Consider the following 15,100-nt stretch of genomic DNA (forward strand, 5'->3'; position numbering starts at 1 on the left):
CGCTCGCCGGCGCGGACGACCACACGTTTCGTCCAATCCCCCACATTGCACATCTGTGCTGCGTTACGCTTTTTCCAACTCATTACCTAGTTACCCCCAAGGAGATGCACGTGACTGAGAGTTTCTGGCTCGTCATGGCCATTGTGATCTACTTCGGTGTCATGGTAGCAATCGGGTTCTACTCGTGGCTCCAGACGCAGAAGTACGACGACTATGTCCTCGGCGACCGCGGACTCAACCCCTTCGTTGCCGGCCTTTCGGCTGGCGCATCAGACATGTCCGGCTGGCTGCTCATGGGACTTCCCGGCGCGCTCTTTGTCTCCGGCATGAGCGAGCTCTGGATTGTCATCGGCCTGTTCCTGGGCTCGTGGGCCAACTGGAAGTGGGTCGCGCCGCGCCTGCGCGCCTACTCCGAAGTATCCAACAACTCGATCACGCTGCCCAGCTTCTTTGAAAACCGCACCCGCGACACCTCGCGCGTCCTGCGCATCGTCGCGGCCGTGATCATCATCTTCTTTTTCACCTTCTACGTCTCCTCCGGCATGGTCTCGGGCGGGCGCTACTACGAGTCCACCTTCGGCGGCAACTACCTGGTCGGCATGCTCATCGTCGGCTCGATCACGGTCCTCTACACCTTCATCGGCGGGTTCCTTGCGGTTTCCTACACCGACGTGGTCCAGGGCGGACTCATGTTCCTCGCCCTGCTGGCCGTGCCCATTATGGCGCTGGTCGCCGTGGACAACCCGGGCGAGATCTTCTCCTACGCCACGGACCACGCCTACGGCCCGTGGCCGGAGGGCAACCCCAACTACTTCAACCTGGTCGCCGGGGTGTCCGCCGCGACCATCATCGGCAACATCGCCTGGGGCCTCGGCTACTTCGGCCAGCCCCACATTGTCACCCGATTCATGGCGCTGAAGTCCCCCGCGCAGGCGACATCGGCGCGCCGCACGGGCATGATCTGGGTGGCCATCTGCTACGCCGGCGCGGTCTTCACCGCAATGGTGGGCACCATGTTCTTCTCCCAAACCACGCACTCGGTGACGGACCAGTCCGGCTACGAGACCGTCTTCTTGGACCTCGCCCGCATCCTTTTCCACCCGCTGCTCGCCGGCTTGGTGCTCACGGCCGTGCTGGCCGCCATCATGTCCACCATGTCCTCGCAGCTGCTCATCACTTCGTCGGCGCTGGTGGAAGACCTGTTCCGCATCTTCCGCAAGGATCCCAGCCACACCACGCTGCTCGTCGCGTCGCGCACCATGGTCGTCCTCATTGCCATCGTCGCCATGATCATGGCCGCCCGCCCCTCCGACACCATCCTCGGCCTCGTCGGATTCGCGTGGGCCGGGTTCGGTGCGGCCTTCGGGCCGGTTGTTTTCGCGTCTCTCTACTGGCGCCGCCTCACCGCGCCCGGCGCGATCGCCGGCATGATCGTCGGCGCCGTCACCGTGTTCGTGTGGGGCTCGACTGAGGTGCTCGCCGACACCATCTACGAGATCGTCCCGGGCGTCATCCTCGCCACCGCAGCGATGGTGATCGTCTCGCTGGCCACGAAGCCGAAGCCGGGCGTGGAGTCTGAGTTCGACCAGGCCATCGCCGTCACCGAGTACGCCGTGCGCCACCCCGAGGCCACGTTCGAGGCCGCGCTCGGCGCCACGCAGCGCGCGAAATAGTTTCCGCGGCGGTGGGAACCGGTGCCGCCCCGCGCGCGTCTAACAAGGTATGCGCTATTACCTTGCCCTCCTCACCGTTGCCACACTGTTCATCGCCCCGTTTCCCACCCCGCGCTCGCACATTGCGGCCGGTTCCGGGCCGCCGCGGGCCACCGTGCTCGGCTACTCGCGCGAGGAGTTCGGGCAGGGCTGGGCGGACACCGGCAACGGGTGCACCACCCGCACGGAGGCGTTGGCGGTGGCGTTCGGCGGGGATGGTGTGGCGTCGATAAGCTGCTCGACCCCGCACACGAGCTGGGGCGCCGCGCCGATCGACGACCCCTACACGGGCACCGCGATCACTCCCGCGGATGTCGAGCTCGACCACCTCATCCCGCTGTCCGCCGCGTGGGATCTCGGCGCGCACGCGTGGCCGCGGCGCACGCGCATCGCCTTTGCCAACGACCCGCGCAACCTCGTCGTCGTGTCCGCCACGGCGAACCAGGAGAAGTCGGACCAGCTGCCCAGCGAGTGGATGCCGCCCGCACGGAGGAAGCGGTGCGCGTACTCGCACCGGCTCGCGGACGTGGCGCAGGCGTATCACCTCGCGCTTCCTGCCGAGGACTTGCGCGCTATGCGACGCTCATGTGCAGGGTTTTCCGGCCTCACCGGCGCCCGCTCGCTGAATGGTTCCCAGGTTCATGCGCAAACCGCTGGCCGCGAACTGTGACGATCGTGCACGTGTCCATTACAGTAAGTCACCATGGTTACCTTTTTCACCGCCCTGCACGTCGTGGCCGCGATCATTCTGCTCGGCCCCGTCGTTGTCTCTACGTCCATGTTCCCCAAGCAAGCCGCAGAATCGCGCAACGACGGCGAGGAAGCAACCGGTCGCGCATCCGTCCTGCACAAGGTGACGACCACCTACGGCATGCTTTCCGTCCTGGTCCCGCTGCTCGGCGCGGTCGTCATGGCCTCCGACTGGGGCACCTACAAGACCAACTACTTCCTGCACACGGCGATCATCCTGTCCGTGATCGCGTGGGGCCTGCTGTTCTTCCTGGTCATCCCGCAGCAGCGCAAGATGATGGGCTCGCTCGGCGCGCTCTCCCCTGCCGAAGGCGACGCCTCGGACGTTGCGCCGAACTTTGAGAAGGCCAAGGCCACGGCCACCGCAGGCTCCGGCATCTTCAACCTGCTCTGGCTGCTCACCTTCGTGCTGATGTTCCTGCCGGCGCCGGTCTAACCCGCCCGGAACGCATCTGCCCCGCCTCGCGCGGGGCTTTTTCGTGCCCCTGAACGCGCGGCTACTTCATAAAGGCCTGGGCAAGCTGGGCGAGCAGCGGCACCACGACAGCGAGGATGGGCACCACGATGGCCAGGATCTCGCCCGGCGACTTCTCCGAGCTGGACGCAGCGCCGGACTCAGCACTAGACCCGTTCTCCGAGGATCCGGACGAACCGGCAGTGCTCTTATCAATGAGGCCGTCGTACAGCCCGGCCTCGTCCAGGCCGGCGGCGGCGAAGAACTCTCGGCTGGCCTGCTCGGAGGTGACCGCGCGGCCGTCGCGAGGCGCTGCTCCCCAGCCCATCGGCTTCCCCTTCACGTGCACCGGGCCAAGCCAGGCCTCGCCGACGCTGTTCGAGTCCGCCGGGCCGACCGATGTCACGCCCAAGAAGCCCTGGCCCTCCACCCAGATCGGGCCACCGGAATCGCCCTGCTGCCACGTAGACCCGCGCAGCGTGAAACTCTCGTTCACCGCGCGGTAGAAGGTGCCGCAGCTGAATTCATCGGTGCCCAGGTGGGACGTTTCGCCGTGGTAGCACACCTTCGCCCCGCGCTTTACCGCGGACGGAGCCACGATCGTATCCCCTGAGTAGACGTTGTCGCCCAGGCGCACGTCGCGGTCCCACTCGATATAGCCCCAGTCGTTAGAGAAGGCCCCGTCGTACTTGGTCGACGGCCGGAACGTGCCCATGTCCTTGGACTGCTTCCCGGTGGCGCGGTCCACGAGGTGGACGCGGTCGCCCTCCTTGCCGCAGTGCGCGGCGGTGTAGCTGATGTGCTGGTCCTTGTCGTTGTAGCCCAGGGTGCACCACCCGATGCTCGTCCCGATGGCCATGCCCTGAACTGGCGAGTCGAGCTGCGCGGCCCCTGCCGGGGCGGGCACGAGCAGGGTTGAGGTGAGGAGCGCGGCGGCGAGCAGGGAACGGGAAGAAGACATGGGGTCCACCTAACATTGGAGAAAACTGGAAGCGAACTGCAATTCGCCCGAATATCTCCTAAGTGTAGTGCACAGAGGCCGGTTCCGGCAGGCCGAAGCGGGAAAATACCCCAAACACAGTACTGACCGCCCGGCGGAGCAGCTCCCCCGCCGGACCGACCGAGGACCCGCCGCGCGACACCGGGGCAGCCAGGTTCTCCATGTACAGCCCCATCAGCTGCGTTTGCGACACCGCCGGGCCGTCGCTTGGCACAACGCCAACGACGAAGTTGGCGCCACCGACCACGGGGAGCTGGCGAGCCGCCCACTGGCTGGAAATCACGCCGACGAAGCCGCGCCCCGGCACCCACACGGGCCCGCCGGAGTCGCCGGCGCGGGTGAGCGGGGCATCCACAAAAAACGTGTTCCCCACCGAACCCGCGAACTTTCCGCAGGTCTCGCCCCCGCCGCCGTGGCTGGTGTTGCCGTGGTAGCACACCGGCTCGCCGAGCGCGATGTCGTTCGGGTGCACCCAGCCGTTCCCCGAGTACCCATTTCCCCCGATCGCCACGCCCGGGTCCCACTGGATCGCCGCCCAGTCATTGCCCAGGCGCGAGTCGAACGCCTTCGAGCGGAAGAACGTTCCGACGGGGCCGCTCGACGCGCCGGTCGCGGGGTCCACGATGGCCACCCGGCCGCCCTCGCGCCCGCAGTGCGCCGCGATCAGGCTGCGTTGGTGCACGGGATCGCTGAAGCCCACCGTGCACTTTCCCCCGCCCTCAACGACCACCTCGGAGCCCTGCGCCACCACCGGCTGGGCAGCGGCGGGCTGCACGCTTATCGACGCCACCGCCATCGCCCCGAGCACGCACCCCACAACGGCTCGCGCCACCCGGCTTCCTGACGGCGCTGACAGTCCTGTCAGCGCGCGATGCGTTCCCCGGTGAAGTCCGAACATGGCACCCTTTCGCAGTGGAGGCAGTGAAGTCCATCTCACTCTACTGTGCGGGTGTGGCCTGCATTGAAACCACCCCGGAAAGCGCAACGGGGCCGGCGAGCGCTGTGCTCACCGGCCCCGTTTCCGCAGCAAGGGCCTAGTCCCAGTGACGCTTACCGCGCCCGCCCCTGTCGCGGCGATCGCCGCGGAACTTGTCCCGGCGATCCTTGTGGTCGCCGAAGCCACCGCGGCGCCCGCGACCGCCTCGGTCGCGCGGGGGTGCGCCGTGATCGCGCTGGATGTTGATCAGCTGACCGGAAATCCGGGTGTCGGAGAGCCGGTCCAGGACCTTCTTGTCCAGCTGCTTCGGCAGCTCCACCAGGGTGAAGTCTCCACCGATGGTGATGCGGCCGAAGTCCTTGGAATTGAGGCCACCCTCGTTCGCCAGCGCGCCGACGATGGCACCCGGCCGGACGTGCTGGCGCTTGCCCACGTCCAGGCGGTAGGTGTCAAAGTTCTCGCTGTCGTTGTGGCGGCGCTTGCCGCGCCCGCGATCGTCACGGTCGTCACGTCCGCGACGGCCGCGCCCACCACGGTCGTCGCGATCCCAACGGTCGCGATCGCGCCGGTCGCGCTTGTCCTTCGGCGGCTCCTTCATGAGGAACTCGTCGCCCGCAAGCGCCTGCGTGGCGAGCGCTGCGGCGATGTCATCCATCGGCACGTTGTTCGCCGCCGAGTACTCGCGCACCATGGATTTGAAGATCTGCAGGTCGGACGCCTCGAGGGATTCGGTGATGGAGTCCATGAACTTCGCCTTGCGGCTCTCGTTGACCTCGTCCACGGTGGGCAGGTCCATCTCTTCGATCTTCGCGTTGGTCACGCGCTCGATGGAGCGCAGCATGCGACGCTCGCGCGGGGTGACAAAGAGGATCGCCTCGCCGGACCGACCCGCGCGGCCGGTGCGGCCGATGCGGTGGACGTACGACTCGGTGTCGTTCGGGATGTCAAAGTTGAGCACGTGCGAGATGCGCTCGACGTCGAGGCCGCGGGCGGCGACGTCGGTGGCCACAAGGATGTCCAGGCGGCCGTCGCGCAGTTGATCCACCGTTCGCTCGCGCTGCTGCTGCGCAATGTCGCCGTTGATGGCGGCGGCGGAGAATCCGCGGGCGCGCAGCTTCTCGGCCAGCTCCTCGGTCTCGTTCTTCGTGCGGACGAAGACGATCATCGCCTCAAACTCGGTCACCTCAAGGATGCGGGTGATCGCGTCGAGCTTGTTGCGGTGCGCCGTGAACAGGTAGCGCTGCGTGATGTTGGTGTTCGTTCGGGTCTCCGACTTGACGGTGACCTCTTCGGGGTCGTTGAGGTAGTCGCGGGAAATCCGGCGGATCGCCTTCGGCATTGTCGCGGAGAACAGGGCCACCTGTTTCTCGTCCGGCGTGTCCTCCAGGATGCGCTCGACGTCCTCCTGGAAGCCCATGTTGAGCATCTCGTCGGCCTCGTCCAGCACCAGGAAGCGCAGGCTGGAGATGTCCAGCGAGCCCTTCTCCAGGTGGTCGATGACGCGGCCCGGGGTGCCCACGATGATCTGCGCGCCGCGACGCAGGCCAGACAGCTGAATGCCGTACGCCTGCCCGCCGTAAATCGGCAGGATGTGCACGCCGCCCAGGTGGTCGGCGAAGGACTGGAAGGAATCGGACACCTGCAGCGCCAACTCACGCGTCGGCGCGAGGATGAGTGCCTGCGGGTACCGCTTGCTCGTGTCGATGCGGCTCAGGATCGGCAGCGCGAACGCCGCGGTCTTGCCCGTACCGGTCTGCGCCAGGCCGACGACGTCGCGGCCCTGCATCAGCAGCGGAATCGTCTCCGCCTGGATTGCGGACGGCTTTTCAAAGCCGACCTTCTTCACTGCCGCGATCACGTTGTCCGGCAGGCTCAGCGTGGTGAAGCCGTTTTCCGGCTCTGCATTCTCCTCGCTGGACTCGTTCGGCGTCGTTGCTTCGGTTGCTTCAGTATTTACTTTCTCGGTGGCTTCTGCAGTCTTCTGCACAGAAGCGCCGGTGTGCTCAGAGGAACCCGCATCCCTGGTGTCTTCTGCAGCGGCAGGCTCAACTGCGTCCGCTGCGACATCCTGCGGGGTGTTCTGAGTTTCCGACAAGTTCATATCCGGCCCATTTTCGCTGCCGGTCGCGTTTTCGGAATTGCTCATTGCTTCACCAGCGTACGCCACATGGAGCCCCAGGACTATTCCGCAAGTTGGCCATCCGCACCCGGCGCTGGCGTTTCCACCCCCGTTTGGCTGCAACTCACTACACCCACCCAATGTGACATGTCCCGCAATAGCGCAGTAGTGTTTCCCGCATGACTTCACCGCTCGCGCTGACCCTGGTCGGGTTGGCCATCATCCTCGTCACCGTCGGCGTGCTCCTCAAAGGCAAAATGCACCCGATTATCGCCATGACCCTCATCCCGATCATCGGCGCGCTCATCACCGGCTTCGGCATCGGTGACATCACCGACTTCTACGGCGAAGGCCTCGAGCGGGTCATGGGGGTGGTCGTGATGTTTATCTTCGCGATCATCTTCTTCGGCATCCTTTCCGATGTCGGCCTCTTTGACCCCGTCATCACCGCGCTCATCCGCGCCACCCGCGGCCAGGTCATGCTGGTCACCCTCGGCACCGCCGCGATCGCGATCGTCGCGCACCTCGACGGCTCCGGCTCGACCACCTTCCTGCTCACCATCCCGGCGCTCCTCCCCCTGTACAAGGCGATGCGGATGTCCAGATACGTGCTGCTCACCCTCGTCGCGCTGTCCGCGTCCGTGATGAACATGATCCCGTGGGGCGGCCCCGTCGGCCGCGCCGCCAGCGTCATCGAGGCCACCCCCAACGAGATCTGGGCCCACCTCCTCCCCGCCCAGGGCATCGCCATCGTCCTCGTCTTTCTTGTCGCCGCAGGCTTCGGCCTATCCGAGAAGCGCCGTATCTCGAAGCGATCGCTTCACGACGCCACCGCCACCGTCGACGTCAACGCCATCGCCGACGAGTTCCGCCGCTCCCAGGCGGAGGAGCGCGCCAAATTCAACCTCACCCCGCGTACCGGCACCTGGGTCACCGCGATCAACGTCATCGTCACCCTCGCGCTGATCGGCGTCCTCGTCTCCGGCATCACCTCGCCCGGGCCGGCGTTTTTGGTGGGCACGGCGCTGCTGCTCATCACCAACTTCGCCACCCTGGACGACCAGAACGACGTGCTGCGCCGCCACGCCCCGACCGCACTATCCATGGCCGGCGTGATCCTCGCCGCCGCGATGTTCCTCGGTGTGCTCGACGGCACCGGGATGCTCGAGCAGATCGCGCTCTCGCTCATCTCAGTCCTGCCCGCGTCCGTCGGCGCCTACATCCACGTCATTGTCGGCTTGCTGGGCGTGCCCCTCGACCTGGCCACCTCCACGGACGCCTACTACTTCTCGGTCCTGCCCATCGTGCAGGAAACCTCCGCGGCGTTCGGCGTCTCCGGCATGGGCGCGGCCACCGCCATGATCGTCGGCAACGTCATCGGCACGTTTGTCAGCCCGTTCTCTCCCGCCCTGTGGCTGGGCCTCGGGCTGGCCGGTGCCAACATGGGCAAGTACATCCGCGTCGCGTTCCCGCTGTGCTGGGGCTTCTCGGTCGTCCTCGTGCTCGGCGCGTTTGCGACCGGGATGATGGCGTAATAGGCCCTTCCGATCACCCGCCGCAAAACAGGAACATTGCCGTACTATGTGCGCATGCGTAAAACTTCTTCCCTGCTAGCTTCAGTCTTTCTGCTCGCCCTCCCGCTGTCCGCCTGCGGCAGCGGCGACAGCGACAGCAACGCATCCCAGGATGCGTCGAGCACCACGAGTTCCCGGTCCGATGAAGAGGTGATCGCCGCGTCGCAGGCGGCGCGATCGTCGTCAAGCGCTGCAAAGTCCGCGTCCTCCGCCGCGGCCGCCTCCTCCTCTGCCGCTGCCAAGACCGAGCCGACGACCTACAAGGCGATTGCCACCGACGACCCCCAGCCGATCGGCACCAAGTGCGGCGAGATTGTCAACGCGTACGGCGAGCGCCTCGAGGTGATCGTGGTGAAGGACGGGACGTCCTGTAGCGCTGGCCAGCACGTCATGGAGGAATACAAGGCCGACGATTACGGCGCGGACGCGGACCGCTTCCACAACTGGACCTCCGAAGAGGGCTGGCACTGCTCCATGGACTGGCTGCTCCCCCGCGAGCTGGACACGCACTCGCAGGGCCGCATGACCTGCCAGGACGCCGACCTGCTCGACCCGTCCGACGACCCAGACAACACCGACGAGACCTCGACGCGCGGCAACGCGGCGCGCTTCGGCGAGCCGCGCCACCAGGTCGTGGCCATGTACCCGCAGGAGGCCACCGAGGCCGTCGACGAGATTCCGCGCTAAAAAACGCCGCGGGAACACACAGCCCGCTTTATAGTTTTTCGTATGCACGCACGTCGTTGGGCCACGACCGTTCTCCTGGTGTCCGCTTCCCTCGCACTCGCCGCCTGCGGAGGGGGCGGCGGGGAACCTGGCGCCGACGGCACGACCTCTGCGACCTCTGCGACCGCGGCGAGCACGGAAGCCGTGACCAGCGATGCACCCAGCGCGGAGTCCGAGGCACCAGACACGAGTGCCGCGGAGGCGGAGCAGGCCGACCTCTACACCGTCGTCGACCCGGAGCGGTTCCTGCTCGGTACCGCATACGTCATCGGCGGCGACGGCGACCGCTGGTTCCACGACTGCTTCATCAAGACAGCGGAGCTCAACTCCGAATCTGATTCGGGGACCTATTGCCACGCGGACTTCGCCGACCCCGTGCCCCCGACCGAGGAGGACTACGGCGTTCCCAATCCGCCGGCTCCGAACATGATCAACTGGGACGAGGACGGCGGGCGCTTCAGCACGGCGTATTCCCCCGGCGCCGAGCTCCACCCCGGCACCCAGCGCCTCAGGCAGGGCGAGCAGGTGACGGTCGACGGCCTCACCGTCACCCACCTCCACGGCGGCGGCTACCGGGTGACCAAAGGCGACGCCACGTTTGAAATGCACGACGGCGTCTACACCACCACCGATCCCGGCTCGCCCGCCGAGGCGGAGGCGGCCGGCGGCGCTGCCGGCAATGTCTGCGGCACCGTCGAGAGTTCGATGGGTGGCTCGTACCAAATCATCGCCTTGGAGGACGGCACGACCTGTGAGAGCGCCCTTGCGGCGATGCGCGGCTACGTCGACGCGTACAGAAACGGCGAGGTCGAGGGCCAAGCCGGGTTCTGGACCGCGCCGAACGGCTGGGGCTGCGCGAACGGGTGGTTCCTCCCCGGCGACGAGCAGATCCGCGCCAATGCCAAGAACACGTGCAGCGCGTCGGACCGCGCCGGCAACCCCGCCCAGGAGGGATCCGGCGCGGTGGTCGCGCTGCGGCCTGACGACGTCGCCCGCTTCTAGCCGGCCCGCCCCAGAAATCTCGTGCGTGTTACCCAGACCACAGTTACACTGAGAGCCGTGACACACTCACTGACACGCAAGGCCCTTCCCCTCTGTGCTGCGGCGGCGTTGACGTTGGCGTCGTGTAGCGCTGCGCCAGACGACGCCCCCGAGACCGAAACCACCGCATCCAGCGAGACCACCGACTCACGTCCACCCGAATCCACGACCAGCACCAAACCCACCACGACCGAGGTCCGCGAGGTCTCGTCCGAGGAGCTCGCCGGCCTCACTGAGGTCCCCGCGGACACGTTCAAGGCCACGCCGGTGACCTTCGCCGTCGGCTTCCCCGGGGTAGGAACCAAGGGCTGCATGGTCCCCACCGAGCGCATGGCGCCCAGCTACACGCAGGGCAAGGACGAGATGTTCCAATTCAACTGCGACATCGGCATCGAAGACCCCGCAAATCCGGCGCGCGAATACGACACCCCGCCTGGATCCAGCAATCGGGCACTGTCCATGCAGTACGAGCCGACGGTCGGCTTTTACACCTTCAGCAGCCAGGAGCCGATCCACAAGGACGAGTACACGAAGGATTACCCGGAGCTGCAGGTCGGGCAGAAGGTTGCGCTGAGCGGGTTTACGCTCGCCCGCCCGGCAGAAGACACCGTCGTTATCCAGCGTGGCGTGCACAGCCTCACCATTTCCAACGGCAACACCGCGGTGCACAGCCCGCCGGTGGAAAGCGTGCAGCAGGGCGAGCCGAACCCGGACTTGTTCGACCTTTCCAACACCGCCGCGCCCGAGGGCACGCCATGCAACGTGGTCAGCGCCTCGGACACCGAAACCGGCGAGACCCACCACTTCTCCCTCATCGCGCACGCCGACAACACGGACTGCACCACCACGTTTGATGTGGCCCAGCGTTTCATCACTGCCTTGCAGGCCGGCGAGGTGCAGCCGCCGACGTTGGAGTGGTCCTCGCCCGACGGCTGGTCGTGCAGCATGGACTATATGCTGCCGGGCACGCACACCGACGTGCTCAACGCGGCCCCGCTGTGCCGGAACGAAGGCGGCGGCGCCTTCGTCATCGCCGGTACCGAGATGCTCTAGCGCTGTGTCGCTTCTCGACGCCACCGCTCAAGCTTCAGCCGCGCGGCCAGCCCACCGCCGGAACGCGGCTTGAGGTCGAGGTGTCCGCCGTGGGCGCGCGCGATGGCGTCGGCAAGCGAAAGCCCCAACCCGTGCGAACCCGCGACGCGCCCGGCTCCCCTCACGAACGGCTCTTTGAGCCGCTCAACCTCGCGTTCGCCCAGCTCGGGGCCACCATTATCGACGCCCACCTCAACGGCCCCATCCGTAACCCTCACCACCACCGCGGCGGTGCCCGGCGCGCCGTGCTCGACCGCGTTGGCGACGAGGTTACCCAGGGCCTGGCGCAGCAGCACCGCGTCGCCGGCAACCGTCGCCGCGGCGGGATCGACGCGCAGCGCGACGCCGTACTGCGCGCACACCTCCTCGCACAGCGCGGCCACGTCCACCTGCTCGCCGCGCACGCTGCCGGGCTGCGCCGCCTCGGCGCGCGCGAACGCAAGCAACCGCTCGACCGTTTCCCCGGCGCGCGCGTTGACCTCGCGAATCCGGCGCAGCGCGGTGGCGCTCTGCTCCCCTTGCATGAGCGCGACGTCCGCGACCGTCTGGATCGTAGCGATCGGGGTTTTTAGCTCGTGCGAAGCGTTGGCGGCGAAGCGGCGCTGCGCGTCGAGCGAGGCTTCCAGCGAGTCCAGCATCTGGTCGAAGGCGCGGGCCAGGTCGCCGACGTCATCGGCAGGCCCTTCGTAGTGCATGCGCTGGCTGACCTCGCCGTTTGAGACCTGGCGCGCCACCGTGGCGAGCCGGCGCACGGGCGTGAGCACGTACCCGGCGACAAACCAGCCCACCGCCCCCGCAAGCGCGGTGAGCAGGGCAAGCGCGATCAGCATGGTGACGAGCACGACGGTGATGATGTCGGCGGGGATGGGCATGGCGGCGTCGATAAGCACTCCCTCCGGCCCTGGCAGAGAGACGTGCAGCGGCACCGGTGTGAGCGCGAGGTATGCGCACACGAGCGCGGTGAGCGCCGCGCCGGCGGAAAAGACTGTGGCCACGAACACAAGGGTCAGGCGCAGGCGCAGCGTCACGGGCGCGCCTCCTCCGCGGCGTAGTATCCCGCGCCGGGCTGGGTGTGGATGATCCAGGGCTGGCCCAGCTTGCGGCGCAGGTGCGAGATGGTCACACGCGGCGAGTTGGTAAATGGGTCGGCGAACGCGTCCCACGCCTCCTCGAGCAGTGCCTCGGCGGACAGGACCGCGCCGTCGGCGGCGAGCAGCGTCTCCAGCACCGCGAATTCCTTCGGACTCAGCGCGATCGGCGCGCCCGCGCGGGTCACGGTGCGGCGCGCGGTGTCCATGCGCACGTCCGCGCAGCGCAGCACGTCGGCCTGCGGCGGGGTGTGGCGGCGCATGAGCGCGTCCACGCGCGCGAGCAGCTCGGGCACCTCGAAGGGTTTGGTGAGGTAGTCGTCGGCGCCAAGCGCGAAGCCGTCGAGCCGCTCGTCGAGGGCGCTGGCCGCGGTGAGCATGAGCACGCGGATGTGCGGGTAGTCGGCGCGGATGCGGGCGCAGACCTCGTCGCCGTGAACGCGCGGGAGGTCCCGGTCGAGGACCACCACGTCGGCGGATTCGAGCATCTCGAGCGCCTGCGCGCCGTCGTAAGCAACCTGGGTCTGCAGGCCGTGCGCGGCGCAGGCGGCGGCGATGGCGTCGGCGAGGTAGGCCTCGTCTTCCACAACTAACACGTTGGACATGCGGGTCAGTCTAACGCCGGTGGGCGCGCGCGAAGCGCGCGTTAACGCTCTCGCAACACGGCAGTTTTTAGCGTGTGTGCCATGACAACAGCTTCCAGACTTCCCCCGCCCACGCGCATCGCGGGCCTCGACGCCGCCCGCGCCGTCGCACTTGCCGCGATGATGTGCGCGCATCTGACCGACTCGGCCTCGCCGTGGCTCTACGGCTTCCCCTCGGCGCTGTTTGCGGTGCTCGCGGGTGTGTCGATGCAGGTCTCGTCGCGCGCGACGGGCGGTGTGGCGCTGGCGCGTCAGCGCCACCAGGCGATGCTGCGCGGCGCGGCCCTGCTCGCCCTGCACGTCGTGCTCACCCCGCTGACCGGCACGATCGAGGTGGTTCTCGGCGCGTTCGGCGCCTGCTACCTCGCACTCGCACCGGCGCCGCGCTGGCGCACGCGCACGCTCGCGGCCCTGTTCGCAGCCCTCACGCTCGCCTCGGCGCTGCGCCTCCCACTCGCGGTCACCGCCCCACCGTACCCACTGTTCGAGTGGGCCGCGCTCATGGTCGCCGGCCTCATCGCCGCGCGCCTGCGCCCGCGCGTGTGGCTCGCAGCGCTCGGCTTCGCGCTCGCCGTCGGCGGCGTATGGGCCCGCTCGCTTATCGACGCCCACCTCCACCCCTTCCTCAACCCCAATGGCCACACCGGCGGCCTCATCGCCATCCTCAGCGAGGTCGGCTGCTCCCTGGGCGTCCTCACCGTCTGCCTCATCGTGTTCCGGCGCTTCTGCCCGTACCCGCTGCAGGCCCTGGGCCGGATGCCGCTGACGGTGTACTGCCTGCACGTGACCACTGCGGACCTTGTGCCGTCCGGCGCGGCATCCGCGGCCGTGAGCATCGCCGCCGCGTGCGCGCTTGCGTCGGTGTGGCTGCTGCGCTTCCCGCGCGGCCCGCTCGAAGAAGCCCTGCGCGCGTTCACCCGGTCGCTCTCGCGCCAGGACCTACCCCCGCGACCACTTCCCACCACACTTACCAAAGGAGCATAACCATGCGAATCTCCACCTCCACGATCCCCGCCGCCGCTGCGCTCGTCGCAGCGCTCACGGCGCTGGCCGCCACGCCCGCCGGAGCGCTCGAATCCGACACGTTCGCCGTCGATTCCCCCGACACCGCGTCCGAGGGCGCGAGCGTCGTTTCCGTGCGCACCGCCAACGACGACCCTGCCGACGGCGTGTGCACTGGCACCGCAGTCGCACCGCACTGGGTGGTCACGGCGCGCCACTGCATGGACCACCTGCCCACCGCCGGCGGGTCGGTGCGGACCGGCGAGGGCGATGCCCAGCGGACGGTGGCCGTGGATCGGTGGCTCACCGCGCCCCAGGGCGACATCGCGCTGCTGCACACCGCCGAGGACCTCGGCCTGGAGCGCTACGCCACCGTGGACACCGAGGTCCCCGGCCCCGACACCGCCGCGCACGTCTATGGCTGGTCTTCCGACGGCTCGGGCGCCACGACCCGCCTGCCCGTCACCGATGCGACCGTCGAGGGCGCAAGCCCCATGGCGCTTTTCGACGCCCACCAAGCCCTCACCATCGCACTCGCCCAAGGAGCCGGCATCCAGGGCGGCGACTCCGGCGGCCCCGTCTTCCGCGACGGCAAGCTCACCGGCGTGCTCAGCGCCGGACTGTTCGTGAACCCGGACGACCCGGAGGAAATCGCCATGGACACCAACGCGGCCGCCTCCGCCGCCCCGCTCGGCGACGCCGCCGCATGGATCAACGACACAATCGCCGACGACCTGAGCGATGCGGACGCCGCGGCGGACCCCGGCGCCGGCGAGGCGAACGCGACACCGTACCTCATCGCCATCGCGGTGCTGCTCGCCGTGGCGGCCGGTGCGTCGGTGGTTGCGCGGCGGAGGGGGCACGGGGGCGTCGATAAGCAATAGGCCGAACCCCACATTTGGCGAGGCTCACTGTGGCAATATGCTGTAAAAGCCCATTGTTTCGGACAATTTTATGGAAG

At 67.8% G+C, this 15,100-nt stretch carries 14 protein-coding genes; 9 read left to right on the forward strand and 5 right to left on the reverse strand.

The window, feature by feature from the left end:
* The first annotated feature begins 104 nt into the window (after positions 1–104).
* The 3 genes from putP to CKJ84_RS05580 are packed head-to-tail and all read left to right on the forward strand — an operon-like array spanning position 105 to position 2,898.
* Positions 105–1,673 carry a sodium/proline symporter PutP gene (putP, locus tag CKJ84_RS05570; RefSeq protein ID WP_095546181.1) on the forward strand — a complete coding sequence of 523 codons (1,569 nt, stop codon included), beginning with the start codon at positions 105–107 and terminating at the stop codon, positions 1,671–1,673.
* 49 nt (positions 1,674–1,722) lie between these two features.
* Positions 1,723–2,382, forward strand: coding sequence for a DUF1524 domain-containing protein (locus tag CKJ84_RS05575; RefSeq protein WP_095546182.1), 660 nt, complete (start codon positions 1,723–1,725; stop codon positions 2,380–2,382).
* A gap of 33 nt (positions 2,383–2,415) precedes the next feature.
* The gene (locus CKJ84_RS05580) at positions 2,416–2,898 is read left to right on the forward strand and encodes a DUF2269 domain-containing protein (RefSeq protein WP_095546183.1); all 483 of its coding nucleotides are present in this window, start codon (positions 2,416–2,418) and stop codon (positions 2,896–2,898) included.
* A 61-nt stretch (positions 2,899–2,959) separates the two neighbouring features.
* Here the strand turns inward: CKJ84_RS05580 and CKJ84_RS05585 are convergent, their stop codons facing one another.
* The 3 genes from CKJ84_RS05585 to CKJ84_RS05595 form a co-directional block, all read right to left on the reverse strand.
* The gene (locus CKJ84_RS05585; protein WP_095546184.1) at positions 2,960–3,877 is read right to left on the reverse strand and encodes a trypsin-like serine protease; all 918 of its coding nucleotides are present in this window, start codon (positions 3,875–3,877) and stop codon (positions 2,960–2,962) included.
* 58 nt (positions 3,878–3,935) lie between these two features.
* Positions 3,936–4,748: a hypothetical protein gene (locus CKJ84_RS05590; RefSeq protein ID WP_122086280.1), complete on the reverse strand. Its 813-nt coding sequence runs from the start codon at positions 4,746–4,748 to the stop codon at positions 3,936–3,938.
* Between the two features lie 202 nt (positions 4,749–4,950).
* Positions 4,951–6,999 carry a DEAD/DEAH box helicase gene (locus CKJ84_RS05595; protein WP_095546186.1) on the reverse strand — a complete coding sequence of 683 codons (2,049 nt, stop codon included), beginning with the start codon at positions 6,997–6,999 and terminating at the stop codon, positions 4,951–4,953.
* 152 nt (positions 7,000–7,151) lie between these two features.
* Here CKJ84_RS05595 and CKJ84_RS05600 point away from each other — a divergent pair, with 152 nt between their 5' ends.
* The 4 genes from CKJ84_RS05600 to CKJ84_RS05615 are packed head-to-tail and all read left to right on the forward strand — an operon-like array spanning position 7,152 to position 11,366.
* A complete protein-coding gene (locus tag CKJ84_RS05600; protein WP_095546187.1) occupies positions 7,152–8,507 on the forward strand; it encodes a CitMHS family transporter in 1,356 nt (451 codons plus the stop codon).
* 54 nt (positions 8,508–8,561) lie between these two features.
* Positions 8,562–9,233: a hypothetical protein gene (locus CKJ84_RS05605; protein ID WP_095546188.1), complete on the forward strand. Its 672-nt coding sequence runs from the start codon at positions 8,562–8,564 to the stop codon at positions 9,231–9,233.
* Positions 9,234–9,275: 42 nt separating this feature from the next.
* Positions 9,276–10,274: a hypothetical protein gene (locus CKJ84_RS05610; protein ID WP_143340316.1), complete on the forward strand. Its 999-nt coding sequence runs from the start codon at positions 9,276–9,278 to the stop codon at positions 10,272–10,274.
* A gap of 57 nt (positions 10,275–10,331) precedes the next feature.
* Positions 10,332–11,366, forward strand: coding sequence for a hypothetical protein (locus tag CKJ84_RS05615; RefSeq protein ID WP_143340317.1), 1,035 nt, complete (start codon positions 10,332–10,334; stop codon positions 11,364–11,366).
* On the opposite strand, the gene CKJ84_RS05620 is transcribed toward CKJ84_RS05615, so the two are convergent.
* Together CKJ84_RS05620 and CKJ84_RS05625 are read right to left on the reverse strand one after the other, a co-directional pair.
* Positions 11,363–12,433, reverse strand: a complete 1,071-nt coding sequence (locus CKJ84_RS05620; protein ID WP_095546191.1) for a HAMP domain-containing sensor histidine kinase — start codon at positions 12,431–12,433, stop codon at positions 11,363–11,365. The two genes, CKJ84_RS05615 and CKJ84_RS05620, sit on opposite strands and share 4 nt — an antisense overlap.
* On the reverse strand, positions 12,430–13,098 hold the full coding sequence (locus CKJ84_RS05625) for a response regulator transcription factor (protein ID WP_095546192.1): 669 nt from the start codon (positions 13,096–13,098) through the stop codon (positions 12,430–12,432). The genes CKJ84_RS05620 and CKJ84_RS05625 overlap by 4 nt, the downstream gene beginning before the upstream one ends.
* A gap of 81 nt (positions 13,099–13,179) precedes the next feature.
* Between CKJ84_RS05625 and CKJ84_RS05630 the strand changes: the two genes are divergently transcribed.
* On the forward strand, positions 13,180–14,121 hold the full coding sequence (locus CKJ84_RS05630; RefSeq protein WP_095546193.1) for a DUF418 domain-containing protein: 942 nt from the start codon (positions 13,180–13,182) through the stop codon (positions 14,119–14,121).
* 2 nt (positions 14,122–14,123) lie between these two features.
* Positions 14,124–15,023 (forward strand): trypsin-like serine protease, encoded by a 900-nt coding sequence (locus CKJ84_RS05635; protein ID WP_095546194.1) that lies wholly within the window; start codon positions 14,124–14,126, stop codon positions 15,021–15,023.
* The last annotated feature ends 77 nt before the right edge of the window (positions 15,024–15,100 follow it).

Origin of the sequence: Corynebacterium sp. NML 120412 (genome assembly GCF_002285155.1) — a bacterium.
GTDB classification, from domain to species: Bacteria; Actinomycetota; Actinomycetes; order Mycobacteriales; family Mycobacteriaceae; genus Corynebacterium; species Corynebacterium gottingense.

Bases quoted from the DNA above. Each gene is read 5' to 3' on its own strand.
- CKJ84_RS05630 (WP_095546193.1), top strand. From the start codon at position 13,180: ATGACAACAGCTTCCAGACTTCCCCCGCCCACGCGCATCGCGGGCCTC.
- CKJ84_RS05605 (WP_095546188.1), top strand. From the start codon at position 8,562: ATGCGTAAAACTTCTTCCCTGCTAGCTTCAGTCTTTCTGCTCGCCCTC.
- putP (WP_095546181.1), top strand. From the start codon at position 105: ATGCACGTGACTGAGAGTTTCTGGCTCGTCATGGCCATTGTGATCTAC.
- CKJ84_RS05610 (WP_143340316.1), top strand. From the start codon at position 9,276: ATGCACGCACGTCGTTGGGCCACGACCGTTCTCCTGGTGTCCGCTTCC.
- CKJ84_RS05580 (WP_095546183.1), top strand. From the start codon at position 2,416: ATGGTTACCTTTTTCACCGCCCTGCACGTCGTGGCCGCGATCATTCTG.
- CKJ84_RS05625 (WP_095546192.1), bottom strand. From the start codon at position 13,098: ATGTCCAACGTGTTAGTTGTGGAAGACGAGGCCTACCTCGCCGACGCC.
- CKJ84_RS05595 (WP_095546186.1), bottom strand. From the start codon at position 6,999: ATGAGCAATTCCGAAAACGCGACCGGCAGCGAAAATGGGCCGGATATG.
- CKJ84_RS05575 (WP_095546182.1), top strand. From the start codon at position 1,723: ATGCGCTATTACCTTGCCCTCCTCACCGTTGCCACACTGTTCATCGCC.
- CKJ84_RS05635 (WP_095546194.1), top strand. From the start codon at position 14,124: ATGCGAATCTCCACCTCCACGATCCCCGCCGCCGCTGCGCTCGTCGCA.
- CKJ84_RS05585 (WP_095546184.1), bottom strand. From the start codon at position 3,877: ATGTCTTCTTCCCGTTCCCTGCTCGCCGCCGCGCTCCTCACCTCAACC.
- CKJ84_RS05600 (WP_095546187.1), top strand. From the start codon at position 7,152: ATGACTTCACCGCTCGCGCTGACCCTGGTCGGGTTGGCCATCATCCTC.